The 19,903-nt window shown below is 42.4% G+C and carries 13 protein-coding genes and 1 pseudogene; 9 read left to right on the top strand and 5 right to left on the bottom strand.

Annotated elements, in window-relative coordinates:
* From ACVBIO_RS12485 to ACVBIO_RS12475, 3 genes and pseudogenes are all read right to left on the bottom strand, one after another.
* Positions 1 to 321, bottom strand: a pseudogene (locus ACVBIO_RS12485) (hypothetical protein); the annotation flags it as partial.
* A gap of 113 nt (positions 322 to 434) precedes the next feature.
* Entirely contained in the window at positions 435 to 4,778 is a 4,344-nt protein-coding gene (locus tag ACVBIO_RS12480; protein ID WP_447172746.1) for an EAL domain-containing protein, read from the bottom strand.
* Positions 4,779 to 5,000: 222 nt separating this feature from the next.
* Positions 5,001 to 7,790, bottom strand: coding sequence for an insulinase family protein (locus tag ACVBIO_RS12475; RefSeq protein ID WP_447172745.1), 2,790 nt, complete (start codon positions 7,788 to 7,790; stop codon positions 5,001 to 5,003).
* 370 nt (positions 7,791 to 8,160) lie between these two features.
* Between ACVBIO_RS12475 and sixA the strand changes: the two genes are divergently transcribed.
* On the top strand, positions 8,161 to 8,631 hold the full coding sequence (gene sixA, locus ACVBIO_RS12470; RefSeq protein WP_447162024.1) for a phosphohistidine phosphatase SixA: 471 nt from the start codon (positions 8,161 to 8,163) through the stop codon (positions 8,629 to 8,631).
* Positions 8,632 to 8,726: 95 nt separating this feature from the next.
* Here sixA and smrB read toward each other — a convergent pair whose 3' ends face one another.
* Entirely contained in the window at positions 8,727 to 9,257 is a 531-nt protein-coding gene (gene smrB, locus ACVBIO_RS12465; RefSeq protein WP_447162025.1) for an endonuclease SmrB, read from the bottom strand.
* Positions 9,258 to 9,336: 79 nt separating this feature from the next.
* On the opposite strand from smrB, the gene prmB reads away from it, so the two are divergent.
* The 7 genes from prmB to ACVBIO_RS12430 all read left to right on the top strand — a co-directional run bounded on the left by prmB (position 9,337) and on the right by ACVBIO_RS12430 (position 16,313).
* Positions 9,337 to 10,281, top strand: a complete 945-nt coding sequence (prmB, locus tag ACVBIO_RS12460; protein ID WP_447162026.1) for a 50S ribosomal protein L3 N(5)-glutamine methyltransferase — start codon at positions 9,337 to 9,339, stop codon at positions 10,279 to 10,281.
* A gap of 139 nt (positions 10,282 to 10,420) precedes the next feature.
* Positions 10,421 to 11,515, top strand: coding sequence for a chorismate synthase (aroC, locus tag ACVBIO_RS12455; RefSeq protein ID WP_447164122.1), 1,095 nt, complete (start codon positions 10,421 to 10,423; stop codon positions 11,513 to 11,515).
* Positions 11,515 to 12,678, top strand: coding sequence for an MFS transporter (locus ACVBIO_RS12450; RefSeq protein ID WP_447164123.1), 1,164 nt, complete (start codon positions 11,515 to 11,517; stop codon positions 12,676 to 12,678). The genes aroC and ACVBIO_RS12450 overlap by 1 nt, the downstream gene beginning before the upstream one ends.
* 120 nt (positions 12,679 to 12,798) lie before the next feature.
* Entirely contained in the window at positions 12,799 to 13,923 is a 1,125-nt protein-coding gene (locus tag ACVBIO_RS12445) for an ATP-NAD kinase family protein (RefSeq protein ID WP_447162029.1), read from the top strand.
* Positions 13,924 to 14,072: 149 nt separating this feature from the next.
* On the top strand, positions 14,073 to 14,342 hold the full coding sequence (locus tag ACVBIO_RS12440; protein WP_447172744.1) for a YfcL family protein: 270 nt from the start codon (positions 14,073 to 14,075) through the stop codon (positions 14,340 to 14,342).
* Between the two features lie 57 nt (positions 14,343 to 14,399).
* Positions 14,400 to 14,924 (top strand): RNA methyltransferase, encoded by a 525-nt coding sequence (locus tag ACVBIO_RS12435; RefSeq protein WP_447172743.1) that lies wholly within the window; start codon positions 14,400 to 14,402, stop codon positions 14,922 to 14,924.
* Between the two features lie 831 nt (positions 14,925 to 15,755).
* On the top strand, positions 15,756 to 16,313 hold the full coding sequence (locus ACVBIO_RS12430; RefSeq protein ID WP_447172742.1) for a DUF3313 family protein: 558 nt from the start codon (positions 15,756 to 15,758) through the stop codon (positions 16,311 to 16,313).
* A gap of 229 nt (positions 16,314 to 16,542) precedes the next feature.
* Here ACVBIO_RS12430 and mnmC read toward each other — a convergent pair whose 3' ends face one another.
* The gene (gene mnmC / locus ACVBIO_RS12425; RefSeq protein ID WP_447172741.1) at positions 16,543 to 18,453 is read right to left on the bottom strand and encodes an FAD-dependent 5-carboxymethylaminomethyl-2-thiouridine(34) oxidoreductase MnmC; all 1,911 of its coding nucleotides are present in this window, start codon (positions 18,451 to 18,453) and stop codon (positions 16,543 to 16,545) included.
* Positions 18,454 to 18,683: 230 nt separating this feature from the next.
* On the opposite strand from mnmC, the gene fabB reads away from it, so the two are divergent.
* Positions 18,684 to 19,895, top strand: coding sequence for a beta-ketoacyl-ACP synthase I (gene fabB, locus ACVBIO_RS12420; RefSeq protein ID WP_447162034.1), 1,212 nt, complete (start codon positions 18,684 to 18,686; stop codon positions 19,893 to 19,895).
* The last annotated feature ends 8 nt before the right edge of the window (positions 19,896 to 19,903 follow it).

Below are 19,903 nucleotides of genomic sequence, written 5' to 3'. Positions count from 1 at the left end.
AGGTTTAAACTTAATATGTGGGATACCAGCAGTTTGTACAGGTTTAAACTTAATATGTGGGATACCAGCAGTTTGTACAGGTTTAAACTTAATATGTGGGATACCAGCAGTTTGTAGTGGCTCATACTTGATATGTGGAATACCAGCAGTTTGTATCGATTTATATTTCATGTGTGGGATGCCAGTTAATTCTAATACTTGTTTATGAGCAATTAGATCATCATGACTTAGTTGAGACTGCTGAGTATTCATAGAAGCAAAGGCTGGTAGGGCACATGTAACTGCAACTGAAGTAACTAAACCTTTAATAATTGTTTTCATTGTGTACCTTCTCGTAGAGTTTTAAATATAAAGTAATATTTTTTGACTTATGAGAAGGTTGTTGCAGTTGTTGTGCCAATGTTTGTTTTGCGTGTACGCTTTGACTTGCCTTGTTAACCTCTATTTGCGTTAAGTTGTGAGATGGGGTGCTCGGTGGTGTCGTTGAGCAGTAGCTGAGTAAATTCAGGTTCTGTAACCGCTTTGCTGAAAATATACCCCTGGATCTCTTCACACTTTAACGCGCGTAATATACTGAGCTGAGAAGCATCTTCAACTCCTTCGCCAACGACTGAAAGCCCCATGTTATGGGCGATAGTGATAATTGAATCAACCATTTTTAAATCACGGTCAGATTTATCAATATCATCCACAAAAGCCTTATCTATCTTTAGCGTGTGGATAGGGAATCGTTTTAAATAAGAGAGGGAAGAGTAACCCGTACCAAAGTCATCGAGGGCTAGACTGACCCCCATTTTAGATAATTGCTGCATAACTTTAATGGCTTTTTCAGGCTCTTTAATAACGGTGCCTTCTGTTATTTCCAGTTCAAGATTAGCGGCTGGTAATTGAGTTAGACGTAAAATTGACTCAATTCGCTGTTGTAAATCAGGTAATGCGAACTGTTTTGACGATAAATTGACGGCGACTCGACCGTTAAATAAACCTTGTGAACGCCATTTTTGCGCTGCAAAGCAAGCCTTTTTCAACACAAGATCACCAATTTCGACAATTAGGCCATTCTCTTCAGCAAGTGGAATAAACTTATTAGGTGGAATGAGGCCGTGTTCTGGGTGGTTTAAGCGAACTAATGCTTCCATGCCCGCCATATGGCCAGTTTTAAGGTCGACCTTTGGTTGATAGTAGACTTCAAATAGATCATCTTTGAGCCCCTCTCTAATGAGGTTCTCAACTTCAAGCTGTCTGATTGCATTCTTATTAAGCGACTCTGAGTAGAACTGATATCGGTTACCACCAGCAGATTTTGCATGATACATGGCAATGTCTGCTTTTCTTAACAATGCTTGTTCATTTTGATCATCTTCAGGGTACAGCACAATGCCGATACTTAAACCCACGACGACTCTTTCTTTACTTAAATCAAAAGGTGCTTCGAAAGCATGAATGACATTTTTAGCTATGATTGCGCTGGTACCAATATCGGGGTTTTTATCAACTAGGATGGCAAACTCATCTCCGCCAAGGCGATATATACTAGTATGGCTAGGGACGGCGACTTGAATTCGCTCTGACACTTGAATAAGTAATTCATCACCGACCTGGTGACCTAAAGAATCATTAATTTTCTTAAAATTATCTAAATCGAGTACCATTAACGTATGGTGAGAGTCTCTTTTTACTAAGTTACCTAGGGTTACCATTAAGTTGGAACGGTTAGGGAGATTAGTTAACAGGTCATTATTGGTGAGCTTTCTCAGCTCCTCTTCTTGCTGTTTTCGACGACTGACATCAGAAAATACCCCTACATAGTGAGACAGTTCACCTTGTTCATCATATATAGCATCGATAGAGAGCTCCATTAAAAAGCTAGTACCGTTGCCACGAGTTGATTCGACTTCGTTATTCCAGCGCCCCTGCTGTTTCAAAATGGTGCGGATCTGTTCCGAGTAACTGTCTGGGTAAAGATCGAAATTAAATAGACTACCAATAAAATCGTTTTTACTTTGCATCACCAAATCACAGCATGCTTCATTAACTTCTACAAATTTGAAGTCTCGATCCAGTATGAACATACCTTCGGAAATATTCTGAATTGCTCGCTCAAATAGCCTTAATTGTTCTTCAGCCTGCTTAAAGTTACTGATATTTTTAATTGTACCCGTCATTCGTAGGGCATTATCATCTTCATCACGCTCTACGATTTTTGCTCTGTCTAAAATCCAAACCCATTCATTATTCTTACCTTTAACACGATAGGCGGCTTCAAAATGATCTGTCTCGCCGTAAAAATGTTTGTTTAATGCTTCACGAACGCGCTCTTGATCCATTGGATGAATGTTACTCTCTTCTCCCTCACTGCCAGAGCGTTGACCATCTTGAGGGAATTCCAATGATCCCCAAATATTTGAGCGATAAATCTGGCCAGTTTCAATGTCCCAGTCCCACATTTCATCGCCACTACCCCATAAAGAAAGCTTTAACCGTTCTTCGCTCTTAGCTATTTGGATTTGAATTTCTCGGCGACGTAATATTGTTTTCACAATTAATATTGAAACGAATAAGCAGCATAGAAAATAGATAAACTTGGCTGTCGTCGAGAGCCACCAAGGGGGGGTAATCTCAATATCTAACTTACGAACCTCTCCATGTTTTCCGGTAACAGGGTCGATAGCATAGATTGAAAACTGATAATCGCCAGGAGATAAATTGGTGTAGGTAGCAGAATTCGTACCTTTTGAGTGAATATAGGTATCAGAAAGTCCTTGCATTTTATAGGCATAATTAATGTTTTTAAAATTACTGCTTGGACTGTTGAAAGTAATTGTAAACGGGTAATCAGAGTATTTTAACTTTATATAACTAGATTTTGATAGTGGCTTGTTCAATACATTTCCACTGGTCGCCTCTCTAATGTTAAAAATCAAAAGATCTTCTAAATTTGCTTTTGGTGGTGTTTGTAGTAAATTATACTCATCTAAACTTTTTTTGTAAACTAAACTTACTCCTGAAATACCACCTATAAGAATATAGTTTTTGTTAGCAAATATTGCGTGGACATTGTATTCATCTTGTACGCCAAGCTCCCTGTTTAAAATTGAAACGGAATTCGTTTCATTATTGAAAAGGATGATTTCATTTAGTGATGATGCAACTATTAACTTGTTGGTATGTGATATTGAGAATATGGGCTTTTTGCTAGAATGAACAGTACTTGTAATGTTTGATTTTAAGTTTAACTTCTTTAAGCTAGTGGCTGTTCCAAAAAAAAGCTCATCATTTATAACTTCCATGCTTATAACTATTTGCTTATCATATAGTGTTGTTACAACTCTATTTTTTAACTGGTAAATACCACCTTGAGTGGCTATTATTAATGTTCCACTATATTCTTTTATATCAAATATAGGATTACCTTTGTCAATAGTAAGTTTTTCTATTTTATCATTTTCAGGGTGGTAAAAGAGTAGTTCCCCTATACTGGAACCAACAATGATACTTTTTTCAATATTATCTGTTTTAGCTACGAAAAATGTGCCGTCGACAATTTTCACGATATTGTTATTGCTTCTATTTATTGATATTAAGCCATTATTGCTTGCGATATATAGCTTATCTCCTAGTGAAGTTGCTGATTTAGGACCAAGGACTTCTGAATCGTAAGTTTTGAACAAGTTGAAGTTTTCATCATAAACTTTAATGTAAGGATCATCACTTGATATAATCAGGTTTGACTGTGAGTCATTAGATATAGACCAAACATTACCTCCTGGTACTTCTTTTTTCTTAACTAAGTTATTATTATCATCAATAATAATAAGTCCGTCATTTTGATTTGATATGAAAGTTTTGTTTTTCCCTCGAATTAATCTAGAGTAATCAGAGCTGTGTTCTGGTATGTTAATTTTTCCAATAAGTTTAGGTTTGTCGATTGCTATTAATTGGTAAATCGAGCTCTTTGATAAGGCGAGGATGTTTTCGTTATAAATAGTAGAACTAGAGAATACACTGTCGTTTATTTTTTTCATGATATTGTTTGTATAGCTGTAAACTCCACTGTTTGTCATGAAGTATATTATTCTTTCTTTTTTAATGATGTCATTTACACCTTTTGCTATTATGTTTTCTGGTGTATTGATATTAAAAATGTTGCCGTCATAATTTCTTATGTAGATATCATCATTTTTCAGGATAATCTGCTTTACACCTGAGTAATTACCTATAAATCTTTTTTTGATATTTAGAGTGGTACTATTTACAACATATACAGAGCTTTCTGTTCCTAAATAAATGTTATTATCATTTTTATAAATAGACCATATAGGCTCATTTATCTCTAAACCAAACTCTTTAGATGAAGTAATAACTCCTTTATTTTTGTCATAAACAGCGAGGCCTTTATCTGTACCTATATACATCACACCTTGCTCACTGATAAATAGGCTGCGAATAAATGCGCTAGGTAACTCGTTCTCAGGCGAGGGGAAATAATGGCGGAACTCTTTACCGTCATATCGGTTAAGGCCATTAACGGTTCCAATCCAGATGTAGCCATCAGCATCTTCAACAATGGATGTGACATTGCTTTGGGATAAACCGTCCGGGACACCTAAAGAAATGGAGTTAAGCGTTAACGCGACAGCGGAATTCGCCATAAAAATGGTAAAGAGGAGGAAAGTCGCTATTTTTAATAGAGTTTTAGGCATATTTTTTGTTTGATTATTAGCCAGTTTTGACAGGCAACTGTTTGTTATCCCCACTTTTTCAGAAAGTGACTGCATTGTCAAAACCTTGGGTGGTAAATGTAGCTGATAATCATTCTTACCTCTCATATCCATATGTAAGTTAAACTTTATATCGTTGCCTTGGTAGAGTAATACCTTACTTAGGTGTCACTTTTTAGATGAAAGGCCTGCGTTAAGTTGAATTTTATGGTGTTTAAGCTAAAAGGTGTGCTTGGACATAATTGCATATTTATTAAATATTTTTATTAAGTAAATGTTCTAATAATCAAATTGCTGTGCACCTTGCTTAAATGCTCGCAGATCAGTGATCATTTTGTCTGATTCTAAAGGTGGCTGCTCTAAATGTGAGTCACCAGTACTAAACAAGACTAAGCGATCGCAGTGTTTTGTACGCATCTTCTGCATAATAAACTTGATCAAATCAGCACGAGTGAGCTGTTTTATTTGCTCTGAAACACACTCTCTTTGATTAAATTTGTAGTCTTTATTGCCGATACTCGACCAATAACGTTGACTACGAACTTTAAGGCTCGAGTCTTTTACTAGCACTTGATTGATGAGACCGAGTTTAGTTGATTCCCACTGCTCATTGGTTATTTGCAAAACGGCATAAGCAAAGTCGGCAATAAACTCATCTATTGCTTCTAGCAATAGCTTAGGTCCAGAGGTGGGAGATTGAATATAGAAAATAATACCGGGGTAGCGATTCAAAGGGAGATAGCCTGTACCGACCATATAGCCTAGTTGACGCTGGGTTCGCAACTCATGAAAGAAGGTCGACGACATGGTGTGGTTTAGCAGGCTAAACAGTGCCATGGTTTCAGGCGTCGCAACATCGGACTGGTAGTACACAATAATGCTACTGTCTGGATGAGAAACAGGGATCTCACGTAACAGACTGCCTTTGTTTGACAGGTCGATAAGCTCACGAGATGACTCTTTACTCGGGGTTGTTACTAGCGACAAGATTCTTTCTAATCGCTCGCCTAACACTTTGGCTTCACTCTTTAGCCAATCACCATAAACGAGTCCCTCTAAATGAATTTTCTCGTAGAAGCTTTTAACATGATCATGTAGATCATCGAGGGTGATTTCTTCGAGGATCTCAGCCATTCTTGAAGGCTCAAAACTGCGCTTTTGTAGGGTTACCGTTAGGCTGGTAAAGAGCTGTGAGATTGGCTTGGCTTGAGACTGATTATACCAAGCACGTAAAATTTGACGTTTAATTAGATCAAAACGGCTTTGGGTGAAGTTACGTTCTCTGGCTTTTGCGATAACCAGCTCAAGCAGGGCTTCTTGTTTGCCTGTGAAACCAGTTAGATGCAGGGTGATCCCTCCTTGATGAGGATAGATATTATAACTGAGACCCGCCACTTCTGCTTGATAGGTATATTCTGTTAAATAGTCGAGTAACATTTCAACGTATAGTCGGGTCAATGCGGCATGCCTTGGAGATGCAGCAGCTTGAGCCGAGTCAAGTGACAGATACAAATGACCCTTAGGTACATTGAATTCATCGTCTTTACGGTGCCATATACGATAACCCGCTTTTTGTGCAACTACTGTGGGTACTGCCGATTGACTCTTATCGGGTCGAGCAACACACTCTTTATTGATAAAAGGGTTTTTAGGCGGTAAACAAAGCTCGTCACGGATAACAGGCTTTGACCAACGGCTAATATCTTTGCTTGGAATTGCTTTTATCTGATAAGGGGAATGATACCAAGCGGCATTTGTATTGGTATCTAGCTCTGCAGCAATTAACTGTAGTCGCATGTTAGACGGTACCATAAGTGCCAAAAGCTGTTCAGTTTCCGCTATTCTGAGGCCGTCCATACGGTAATCACCGTAAATAATATCCTCAACATCATAATGATGCATATTGATACTCAAGTGGCTGGCTAAATCGAGAGAGTCAACTTGTTCCTGATATTGAAATGCAACTCTTAGTAAGGCAGCCCTTTCATCGTAGCGCCATGCTTGTAAACCTTCAGTACGGATTAACTCGATATATTCAAATGTTGATTCAATAACAGTATGTAAATCTGCAAGACCGCGGTCTGTAAGCTGAATGCTGATATTGAAGTCTTTAAAGTTGTAACCGTTAACGCCGCCACCGGCGGACAGGTTATTGGCAAGTCCTCGTTCTTTTAAATAGGACAATAAGCTTCCTTTACCTTCATAGCCTAATAAATGGCTGATAAAAGTCAGCGGCTTGTGTTGGTAAAACGGTTCTAGAGCGGGGAGGGCAAAAGTAATTGCGACACGCTTTTGTTCTTTAAGAGGCAAAATGTTGATTTGAGCTTGCAGTTGCTCTGGTAGATAAATCGATACATCTGGGTAGTTTTCGACAGGAGCGTGATCACTAATCTCATTAAAGTATTGTATAGCGAGTGACTCAAGTTCATCCAATGATTTTGGCGCAACTAAACACAGGGTCATCACGCTGGCGCAGTATTTGGCTTGATAAAAATCAAGTAGTTCCTGCCTTAACAGACTCTCTTCTCCTGCTAGTGTCTTGAGGTTACCTACTGAAAACTTTGAAAAAGGGTGCGCTGGGTTCACCGTCTCTTTTTGTACTTGGTATACTCTGCGAATATCATCTTTTAGCTTCATACTAAATTCAGATTCAATGGCATGCCGTTCTCGATCCACTAAATCGATATTAAACAGTGGCGCGATAAAGAATTGGCTAAATCTATCGAGTGAATTTTCAAACTGGTCAGCGTGAATACTGTAAAAAAAGTTAGTGTGTTCTGTACCTGTCCAGGCGTTATTGGTTCCGCCGTGCTGATTGATAAATGCAGAATACTCCCCAGAATCAGGATATTTCTCGGTACCTAAAAACAGCATGTGCTCAAGAAAGTGTGCCATACCAGGACGTGCGATAGGATCGTCAAAGTGGCCAACCGCCACTGCCATCGATGCCGCTGCTTGAGTGGCTTTTTGATCTTCAACCAGTAGTACAGATAAACCATTTTTAAGTGTTAAATGGCGATAGTGTCTGTGATCATTTGGGCTGGTTGTTATCTGTTTAGCTTTGGGCAAGGTATGACTCCAGTATCTGGAAGAGGCAAGTGGGTGACTAAGCCGCTTCCGTGCCAACATTTAGGCAAAACCAATAAACGTAACGCTTTGAGTAGTAACTGTTTGAGTAAAATATTGTTAATTCAATTTATTGAGTTAACTTGCCATCATTTTGGCGTATCTTCAAACACAACGGCTGTAAACTTAAAAATAAACTGATTTTTGGCTAAAAATTGTCACTCTCGTTCAGCTAAAGCGCTTAGCCTTTTAAAAAACATTTTAGTTGCTAGATATCTATTCGACTAATTAATAACTAAATAACGGTATGTTGGCGCATGGATTCGGACTACAATTAAAGCATAACAATAAAGAATCGGGAGTAGCCAGCAGCATGCAGCTATTTTTAATGCGTCACGGAGAAGCGGGTTATAGCGCTCATTCTGATAGAGAACGCACACTCACTGATAACGGACGTCACCACACCCAACTGATGAGTAATTGGTTAGGACTCACTATCAAGCAATTTGATTTAGTGCTAGTGAGCCCTTATTTAAGGGCGCAGCAAAGCTGGCAAGAGGTCAGTAAACACTTTCCAGAGCCTTCTAAATGGATAACCTTAGATGAATTAGTGCCTTCGGGAGATCCTGAGCAAGTCGCTCATCTCGTACTTGCCTACGCTGAGCAATATAAGGCAGAAAATGTGTTAGTGTTAGCTCACATGCCGCTATTAGGTTATTTGGTGAGTGAATTGGTTCCAGGTATCGAGCCGCCGTTGTTTGCCACTTCGGGAGTTACCTTGATTGAAAGACAAAATAACCGAAATACCTTGGTTTGGCAGCACGCGCCGCACTCAATTAGCTAACGCGAACTGAACGGGGTTAGCACTATAAAAAAGTGAGTCATTCTAATATATAGAAGACTCACTTTTTTATTGGCTGATTTTTATCCACTTATGTATTAGCGGCGATAGGGTTGGTCACCAATGTCGATAAGAATCAACAAGGCCGCATCGCCGCCCCATTCTTTGGTCGCTTGATGAAAGGCTTTTACATGGGGATGTTGTGCAAGCCACATTGGGATATTTTGTTTCAAAATACCGGTGCCATGGCCATGCATAATGCAGCAGCAATGGCTCTGCTGTTTGATGCAGGCCTGGATTAATGCGGCAAGCTCTAGTTTGGCCTCGGTTTGGCGCATACCGTGCAGATCTAATAGTAGATCGGGCATGTAGTCACCACGGCGTAGGCGTTTGACCTCATAGCTGTCCACATCATCTCTGGCCCACTTCATCGGGCCGTTTACCGGCAAAAGGGGCTGATAGGTGTCAGAGAAATAGCTATCTGCATGTAGCTGCTGTTCTTTCTCTTCAATTATTTTTCGGTCTTTAGGAGCCGTAGTGAAATGGCGCTTATTTTGCTGAAAAGGTTTCATGCCTTTTGTAAGCTCAGCAAAAAGAGCCAAATCATCATTATCTTTGCTTTTATTCATCTCTCTATTTTATTGAATCCGATGCCATATGAATAGAGTTCAGTTACAATGAATCGGAATTAAAAAGTTGGAGTGAATTTTGGATAAGATTTTTGTTGATGAAGCGGTAACAGAATTACGCACTATTGGCGATATGCTACGTTGGGGTGTCAGTCGTTTTAATGATGCAAACATTTACTATGGGCATGGTACTGACAACGCGTGGGATGAAGCCATCGCGTTAGTATTCCATGCGCTGCATTTGCCGGAAGAAATTGGTCAGCAAGTATTTCACTCAAACTTAACCAGCAGTGAAAAGCATAAAATCGTTGAGCTTATCATTCGCCGCGTAAGAGAGCGTCTGCCCGTTCCATACTTAACTAATAAAGCAAAGTTTGCTGGGTTAGAGTTTTATGTGGATGAGCGTGTACTTGTTCCTCGCTCGCCGATTGCAGAGCTAATCGCAAATCGCTTTAGTCCTTGGTTATACAACAAGCCAGTTAACCGTGTACTTGACCTTTGTACCGGCAGTGGTTGTATTGCTATTGCTTGCGCTTATGAGTTTGAAGATGCTGAAGTTGACGCATTAGACATCAGTGTTGATGCGCTAGAAGTTGCGCAAATCAATATTGAGACGCTTGAGGTGATGGACAGAGTGTTCCCAATGGAATCAGATCTATTCTCTGCTATTCCAAAAGGCCCTCACTACGATTTAATTGTGTCGAACCCGCCTTATGTTGATGCTGAAGATATCGGTGATATGCCTGATGAATATCATCATGAACCAGAAATTGGTTTGGCATCAGGTCGTGATGGCTTAGATCTGACTAAGCGTATTCTTGCCAATGCTGCTGACTATCTCACCGAAGATGGCCTGCTAGTGGTTGAAGTGGGTAACTCAATGGTGCATTTGAACGAGCAGTTCCCAGATGTGCCGTTCACTTGGGTTAACTTCGAAAATGGTGGCGACGGTGTGTTTATCTTAACGCGCGACCAGCTAGTTGAAAATGAATCACTTTTCGTTATCTACAAAGATAGTGAATAATAGACTCTAGCCGCAGGCTTGCCTGCGGCTTTAATACCAATTTGTACTCCTACACCTAGATTGGTATTGAATAGGAAATTTACCGACACAGCGCGGGTAAATGATAATTAGAATAACGAGATAGAGGGCGATAAAGCGAATGTCGGGAAACAGTATTGGTCAAAACTTCGTAGTAACAACATTCGGTGAAAGCCACGGTGTCGCTATTGGTTGCATTATCGACGGCTGCCCTCCAGGGGTTGAGCTGACAGAAGCTGATATGCAGCACGACTTAGATAGACGCCGCCCAGGCACATCACGCTATACCACCGCTCGTCGCGAGCCTGATGAAGTACGCATTCTTTCAGGCGTATTTGAGGGGCAAACAACAGGCACCTCAATTGGCTTGTTGATTGAAAACACCGACCAGCGCAGCAAAGATTACTCAAATATTAAAGATTTGTTCCGTCCAGGACATGCAGATTACACCTATCAACAAAAGTATGGTCAACGCGATTATCGTGGTGGTGGGCGTTCATCTGCCCGTGAAACCGCAATGCGCGTTGCAGCAGGTGCCGTAGCTAAAAAGTATTTGAAGCAAGTTCACGGCGTTGAAATTCATGCATATCTGTCACAGCTAGGTCCAATCTCCGCTGAGACTGTCGATTTTGCACAGATAGAGCAAAATGCTTTTTTCTTCCCTGATGCATCAAAGTTAGATTCATTAGATGAGTATATGCGCGATCTTAAAAAGAGTGGTGATTCGATTGGCGCTAAAGTGTCAGTGGTTGCCATGGGCGTACCTGTAGGACTTGGCGAGCCAGTTTTTGACCGACTTGATGCCGATATCGCTCATGCCCTAATGGGGATCAACGCGGTAAAAGGCGTTGAAATTGGCGATGGCTTTGAAGTGGTTAATCAAAAAGGCTCAGAGCACCGAGACTTAATGTCACCTGAAGGCTTTGCATCAAACCATGCTGGCGGTATTTTAGGCGGCATTTCATCAGGCCAGCCAATCGTTGCCCATATTGCGATGAAACCCACTTCAAGTATCAGCGTGCCTGGTGAAAGTATGACAGCTCAAGGTGAAACTGCTGAAGTAGTGACTAAAGGTCGTCACGACCCTTGTGTCGGTATTCGAGCGGTACCGATTGCAGAAGCCATGTTAGCAATCGTATTGATGGATCACCTCTTACGTCACCGCGCGCAAAATATGGATGTGAATAGCAGTACACCTATTATCGGAATGCGTTAATGTTTCAACCTAAGAGCACAGAGCAGCAATTACGCTGGCTCTGTGCATGTTATTTCTTTTTCTTTTCTATTCTTGGCATCATGGTGCCTTATCTTGGCGTTTTTTTTGATAGTCGAGGTTTTGACGCTCAAGAAATAGGCTTCTTACTCGCAATTTTAATGGGCACGCGGATCATCGCGCCGAACTTATGGGCCATTGTTGCCGATAAAACCGGGATGCGCTCCGAGCTAATTAAAATCGGTGCCGGCGCTGCAGCATTAAGTTATCTCACCTTTTTCTATGATGGCGGTTTAGCTTATTTAGCCATTAGCTTAGCCGTGTATACTTTTTTTTGGAACGCGATATTAGCGCAGCTTGAGGTTATCACTCTTGAAACGTTAGGTGATGACGCGAATCGATACGGTGCGATTAGAAGTTGGGGCAGTGTTGGCTATATCGTGCTGGTGGTCAGTGGTGGTTTTGCTATTGGACACTGGGGACCACAGATTTTACCCTATATTGGTATGACATTATTTATCGGCATGCTAATTAGTGCTCTGCCATTACCGTCTAATCGAGCCGTTGTAGAAAAAAATCAAATCCGTAGGCCTCTGGTGTTTGATAAAGCCTTAATCTGGTTCTTAGTTTCAGCCATGTTGCTACAGATGAGTGCAGGGCCATTTTATGGCTTTTTTGTGCTTTATCTGAAACAGGCGGGATATTCAGAATCTGCTGCAGGGATCTTCGTCGCCCTTGGGGTGATGGCTGAGATCGTCATGTTCATGTACGCCCCAAGGTTATTAGGCCGCTTTGGGGTTAAAACGCTGCTGGTGGTCAGTATTGGTCTGACGGCAGTGCGTTGGCTGTTGCTGGCGTACGGCGTTGAAAATATCCTATATCTTAGTATCAGTCAGCTATTGCATGCTTTCACCTTTGGCTTAACTCATGCCGCATCTATTCAGTTTGTGCATAAACATTTTGATATTAGCCGTCGAAGCCAAGGCCAAGCGCTATATGCCAGCTTAAGTTTTGGCGTGGGCGGTGCATTAGGTACTTGGCTATGTGGCATTATCTGGGGAGATGGCTCTGGGGCCGTGTCGGCTTGGGTCTTTGCGGCGGGCTGTGCATTTTTGTCTATGTTGGCGGTGTTGTTCATTCCTAAAACGCAGGGGAAAATAGCCTAGTAAGCTAGTTTTGACCGGTTTCTGCCTAGGTTTACAGTAAAAATTACCGTCGTGTTTACAGCCAACACAAGCTGTTCGTATTGGCCGTTTAGAGTCAGCATTAAAAATGGAGTATCAATAGTGAGGAAGTTTCGTCTCGGGTTAATTATTAATCCACTTGCAGGCCTTGGCGGCAGTGTAGCCCTAAAAGGGAGTGATGGTGTGGCTTCAGAGGCGATAGCTAAAGGCGCGGTACCTAAGGCTCACCTGAGAATGCAGCAAGCCCTAGCTGTTATCGAACCCTATAAAGCACGTATTGAGGTCATAACCGCTTCAGGCGATATGGGAGAGAAGCTTGCAAAAGAGATGGGTTTTACTACACGGGTGGTTTACCAAGCGCCGAGCGAGACACAGGCTCAAGATACACAAAGAGTAGTCAGTGAGTTGTTAGCTGAAAACTTAGACTTACTGCTCTTTGCCGGTGGTGATGGTACGGCGCGAGATGTGTACGCCATTGCCGACGACAACATTCCCGTTCTAGGTGTACCCGCAGGTGTTAAAATCCATTCAGGCGTATACGGCATAACTCCACATGCGTCAGGCATTGTCGTGAAAATGTTACTAGAGGGAGACTTAGTCAGCTTGATGAGCGCCGATGTTATGGATATCGATGAAGCCGCGTTTAGAACGGGCGTGGTGCGTGCGCGCCGATATGGCGAAATGCTAGTGCCGGCAGAACCTAGGTATGTGCAAGCGGTTAAAATGGGCGGCAAAGAGACCGATGAGCTGGTGCTTGCCGACATTGCAGCCGAAGCGATTGAGCAGATGGAAGATAATCTTTGCATCATGGGCTCGGGTAGCACAGTTGCCGCAGTAATGAGCGAGTTAGGGCTTGATAACACTCTGCTAGGGGTCGATGTTATTCAACAGCAGGACGTAGTTGCTAGCGATCAGTCTGCCTCAGAGCTTCTACTGCTCACTGAAAATAAAGCGATTAAACTCTTTATTACACTCATTGGTGGCCAAGGGCATATCTTGGGGCGGGGGAATCAGCAACTCAGCCCAGAGCTTATCCGGCGTGTAGGAAAAGACAATATTATTATCCTAGCGACAAAAACTAAGCTAAAAGCACTTGAAGGCAGGCCATTAATTGTGGATAGTGGCGACCCTGAATTAGATAAAGCGCTTACGGGGTATTATAAAGTGATTACTGGTTATCACGATTACGTGATGTATCAGGTCGCAAACCCTGATTTAGCTGAATAAACAATACCCATCAGTTTGGCCGTTATCGCATCGATTAAATGATATTTGGCAACTGATGTGCAGCAACTGCTGTAAATTTTAAATGAACGTTTTGACTAGATGCCGAAAGCGTCGACAGCTAGTCTACAATAAAAAATGTGGAGCCCTCGATGATCGAGAAGTACGAGCAAACATTACAAGACTGGATTGAAAGCATTGTTGCCGAAGGTGATGATGATGCGTTATTTGCAAGTGGCTATTTACAAGGTCACTTTGCTGTTGTGTTGTCTCAGCTAGAAGCTGAGAGTGAGCAGGGAATGGACGCACTTGAAGTGAAAATGTCTGACTGTCTGACTCTGGCAAGAGAAGAGCTAGATGACAATGATTATGCATTAGTGAGCGATGCTTGGACTCAGCTGAGTGCAAAGTTGGCAGCATAACCCTTTAGCCTTGGGTTTTACACGGTGAATATTTAGAGTGATAGAGTTTACGCTTTTATGAGTAAGATTAGTTTCGTTGCAATTGGCCTTGTGAACCCCAAAAGCCCGACCAATGTCGGTGGCATTATGCGCGCGGTTGGGTGTTACAGTGCCGATGCGGTTTTTTATACTGGTAAGCGCTATGAGCTAGCAGCCAGTAATGGTAGTGCTCAATACAATACCGACACTAAGCGTGCAAGCAGCTCAATTCCACTGAGCAAAGTTGAATCCTTACTGGATGCAATTGAACCCGATTTAAAAGTGGTGTGTGTCGATCTGGTCGAAGGTGCTATTCCATTACCTGAGTTTGAGCATCCAGAGAAAGCGATTTACATTTTTGGCCCTGAAGATGGCACCATTAGTCAGCAAGTCATCAACAACGCTGATGCTGTGGTTTACGTACCGACGGTAGGTTGCATGAATTTAGCGGCATCAGTAAACGTTCTGCTTTATGACCGCTTGTCAAAGTCTTCATCAATTGCCAGTGATGAGCTGATCAGAAGTAGCCGCGATACTAACAATCGAGTTAGGGTAAAACGTTAACTTTTGTTGCTCTTTTATACTTTGAAGCCACTTTTATAGTGGCTTTATTGTTTTTAGCCTCTGGCAACTTATACCAATTAGTATAAGACGTTGATCTACTCAGAACGTTTTTTGGCAAGCTAATTCAAGGCGAATAACTGAAAGAATGGTTGCTCCCTTGTGAAGTTGTTCAACGCAGAAGTAGGCAGCCAAAAACGCACCAGAATGGTGAGTTTTAGCGGCTCTGATACTGTGACTCTTATGGAACAAGAGGGAGCTTAAACGTAGAATGACTATGCGCTTCACTCGTTGCAAACCACATGGTCTTGTATGTTCCCGACATACATAAGACATTTCCTCCATCCCTGGAGGTCAGATGTGGTGAATGTCATTAATGCACGACTATATGGATATAGGCGGTAGAGTAACGCAGGAGCAGTTATCGAGGAGCATTTAATGACCTTGTCTCAGTGTCGCTATACTCTCGCTGAGCGACCAAATCTTTATACTGATTGGTATTACATGCAATGCCTTTTTCATTGGGACGAAATAGGTAAATGTCTTGCTTGATTTATTGACTCCTTTAAGGTTTTTAACCATGTTCTATGAGCGAGCAAATCGCTTTTATACTGATAGGCACAATAGCTGCTTAATCAAATGGGGATAACATTAAGGGATGAATGTAAAATGGCTACAAAGAAAATACTAACCAAGCGAAACCTAATTTTAAACGCGACTCTTTTTGTGTGTTTGCTCGGGGGAGTAGCCTGTAGCTAAGAGCCCGCAACGCTTCAACAGGGCCCTGATGCAGAAAGGACTAAAGAGGGACTTGTAAGAGTCGATCATTCAAGGTTGGCTCTCTCTTATGTTCGACCAGATGTTAATTGGGGTAAATATACCAAACTTTATTTTGAACCCGTTCAAGTCACCAATGATCATCCTGCTGATTACAAGCCACCAAGAATTGATAAAAGAGCCGAGGGCTTAAATGCGACCTATGAGCTGCCGCTAGAGGCGCTCGATAAAATGTCAGAGCAATTTCAGATCACGGTTAAAGAAGTCTTTAATAATGAGCAACCATTTGAGCTGGTAAATATTAAAGGTCCAAACACCTTAGTGATCCAAGCCGCTGTAACCGATATTCGTTTGAGTGCACCCATAGAGTCAAGTCGCCGAAGCTTTAATTCAATGGGAAGAACCTATACTGAAAACTCAGGCTCTATGATGTTATTGGCAGTGATTAAAGATGGTGAAACCGGTGAGGTGCTTGCTAAGGCTGCTGATAGAGGCGACGGGTTTAATCAGTGGAGTCAAAATACGAAAGTGTTTAACTGGGGGGATGTCAAAACCGTTTACCGCCGTTGGGTGAATGATTTTAAGAATGCCTTATTAGAAGCGGGTGCTGAATAATCCGACTTTTCGGCATAGTGGAAGCATCTAAGCCATTACCTTTAGGTAGCCGCTTAGATGCTTTATTTGTAGGCCGGCATTTATGCCGTCAGCTTTTAGTTACCAGCTCTAGTTATCTGCTTTAGTTACCAGCTTTAGGTTGATACTTTGATGATCACATCTGACGAAATCAAGCATTGTGAAATCACTATGGACTATGGGTTAAACTACTGATCTTAGTGGCTTAGTGTTAACTATCACCGCCGATGTCTAATGCTTTACCCTTAAGTAGTTTTCTCATCCACATGCGATTTGGATTTAACAGTGACACAAAATCCAAACTAAGCGGCATCGGCTCATTACAAATTTGTGCCGCTAGTGCCTCGGCAGCTAAGGGGCCTGAACTTAACCCGCGTGAGCCTAGGCCACCGAGAACATATAGGTTTTTATGAATTGGCGCTGGATGATTTTGCCAAAACTTGCGGCTTTCTGGCGAAAGTTGATGCTGTTGATATAGCGCTAAGATAGCATCTAAATCTGGAACAGGTCCCATCATAGGGGCATGATCTCGAGTCACCATACGGACACCAACACGGGCGCTATGGGCTGATATATCTATATCATCAACCCAATCTTGGCCGATATAGCTATGCTGGATTTTTTGTAAGTTTTCAACCTGTTCAGTCGGACAATAACTTAAATGCTGCGCATTTTTAACGTAACTGGCGCCTAAGCAATGCAAAGAATTGTTACTTGGTGTCATATAGCCGTGGGCGCAAAGTACTGCGCTGAGCTTTGACAGCTTAGTGCGAGAGGGCGCGTGGCTCACCTGTCCCCTAAAGCCAGTTGCTTGTAAATGTTGGGTTTGAGGAAACCGTGTCAGCGATTTGCCATTTGCAATGACTAGCGCGCTAAATGGGCCAAAGAGGTGTTTGTCGCTTCTAAGGTACCAAGCCTCGTCTTTAAAATGAATGTCGGTGATCTGGGTGTTAAGCTGCAGTGACGCATTGGCAATCTTTTGCGCTTGGTTAAAGGCGGCTTGAGTAAAATCTTGCGGCGACACCCAGCCACCTTGTGGGTAGAAGATCCCGCCATCATCAATCTTTACGCCTGCGATTGCAGATGCTTGCTCAGCGGTAATGCTCTTTGCTATCTGCTCGTCCCAATTATGACTGTCAATAATTTTAGCCACACGCTTACGGCTTCGCTCATCATGACCGGTATGCACCACGCCGCACAGGTCAAAATCGATTTTGTGTTCTTGGGCGGCGAGTGTTTTCAGCCTCTGTAAGCTAAACAGGTAAGCTTGCTGAAAATATTGGCTTAAGGTGTTGTTATCTGGCGTCAGTAAGGGATATAGCGCACCTTGCTTGTTACCAGAGGCGGCTTGAGCGAGTGCCGAGTCCTCACAAAACAGAGAAATTTGCTGGCCTCGCTCAGCAAGCGATAATGCCAAGCTTGCACTGGCTACGCCGCCGCCAATAATGGCGATACCATTATCGTTTTCTTGAGTCATTAAAGCGGCTGAACAGACTGGATAGGGGGCTTGTAATTGTCGGCTCTGTGAGCGCATCGCAGCGCGTTCTTGAAAAGTAATGTCATCATAGCTTAGTGGCAACTCGCTATATAAACCGACTTGCTCTGCAAGGGTTTGGATCTGCTGCTGAGCTGCTGGCGCAAATGAGTTATCGAGGCAAAATAGGCTGTCATTATGGGTTAATTTTGCCATCTGCCAGAAAAGTGCCACATCCAATTGCTCTAGCGCTACATTGCCTGCCATGTACCAGCCATCAATCACCCCCGTACTGGCACTCGGCAACTGTTGTAATTGTTGAGTGTAACTTCCAAAGTGAAAATCAATATACAGCTTGCCATCATTGACAATCATTCGCTGGCAGCCTTCTATAGCCACTAAACTTACGCGCAGGGTTGGGTTTGAGCTAAGCTGTTCTGCTAATCCGAGTTTAGAGATAAAAGCGTGTAAGTTTGAGTCAATATGACTAAAAATTTTCAGCGTGACTCTGCGCTTGGTTATAAGTTGAGACTGCTCAATGATGAGCTGCTTAAGGTTTACTAGAGAGCCTAAACCTAACTGCGCAATCACTATTTGCTGAGTATTTTTACTATCAATAATTTGCTGAAGAATTTTACTTACTGTCATGGTTACGTCTTTAATGTTAAATTAAGCACTCATAAATATGCTTTATAATCGGTTTTACTTGCTGAAATTGTACATTCTTATGGGCATATTTTGGCAAAGATTATACGTAAGGTCTCATAATGAGCATTATTTTTGTGTTCTTTATGGAAAGCTGACCACTTAAATGGATGAAAAGCGATACCATTGGTGCAGCAAAATTGGTACTAGATGTACAAAATGGAAAGTTAATAATGAAAAGAGTCGTGATCACCGGACTTGGCGTTGTCTCAAGTATCGGTAACAACAAGCAAGAAGTCACTGAATCATTAAAAGCGGGTCGTAGTGGTATTACCCACTCAGATCAGTTTGAAGAAATGAAGCTGCGTAGTCATGTTTGGGGCGACATTAAGATTGACCCATCAGAACATATTGACCGTAAAGCACTTCGCTTTATGGGTAATGCAGCAGCCTATGCACACATCGCAATGCAAGAAGCGATTAAAGATGCTGGTTTAGTTGAAGAGCAGTATTCAGACCCACGTGTCGGTATTATCGTAGGCACGGGCGGCGCATCTTCAGCAAACCAGGTTCAAGCAGCAGACACGTTACGTGAAAAAGGCGTTAAGCGCGTTGGCCCGTATATTGTGCCGCGTATCATGTCGAGCACTGCCAGCGCATGTTTGGCAACGCCATTTAAGATTAAAGGCATGAACTACTCAATCAGTTCTGCTTGTGCAACGAGTGCACACTGTATCGGCCACGCGGCTGAACTTATCCAAATGGGTAAGCAAGATATGGTGTTTGCTGGTGGTGCTGAAGAAGTCGATTGGACGCTAACCATGGGTTTTGATGCTATGGGCGCACTATCAACTAAATATAACGATGAGCCAACGAAAGCATCTCGTACCTATGATGCAGACCGTGATGGTTTTGTTATCTCTGGTGGCGGCGGTATCGTCGTTGTTGAAGAGCTAGAGCACGCATTGGCTCGTGGCGCTAAAATCTACGCTGAAATCATCGGTTATGGCGCGTCATCAGACGGCTATGACATGGTTGCGCCATCAGGTGAAGGTGCGGTTCGTTGTATGCAGATGGCGCTTGCCGATGTAGATACGCCAATCGATTACATCAACACTCATGGCACATCAACACCAGTGGGTGATATGCGTGAGCTTGAAGCACTACGTGAAACCTTTGGTGATAACTTGCCAGCCATCGCATCGACTAAGTCTCTGACTGGTCATGCACTAGGCGCTGCAGGTGCGCACGAAGCGATTTACAGCTTGATCATGATGGAAAGCAGTTTCATCGCGCCAAGCATCAACATCGATAATGTTGATGAAAAAGCTGCAGGCATGCCAATTGTGACCGAAATGACTAAGAAAGAGCTCAATACCGTGATGAGCAATAGCTTTGGTTTTGGTGGTACAAACGCAACCTTGGTAATGCGTAAGTACAAGTAAACAATACT

The organism is Shewanella sp. 0m-8, from assembly GCF_052977265.1.
The sequence above is the reverse complement of the archived record's forward strand: the minus strand, read 5'-3'. Positions and strand labels throughout refer to the sequence as shown.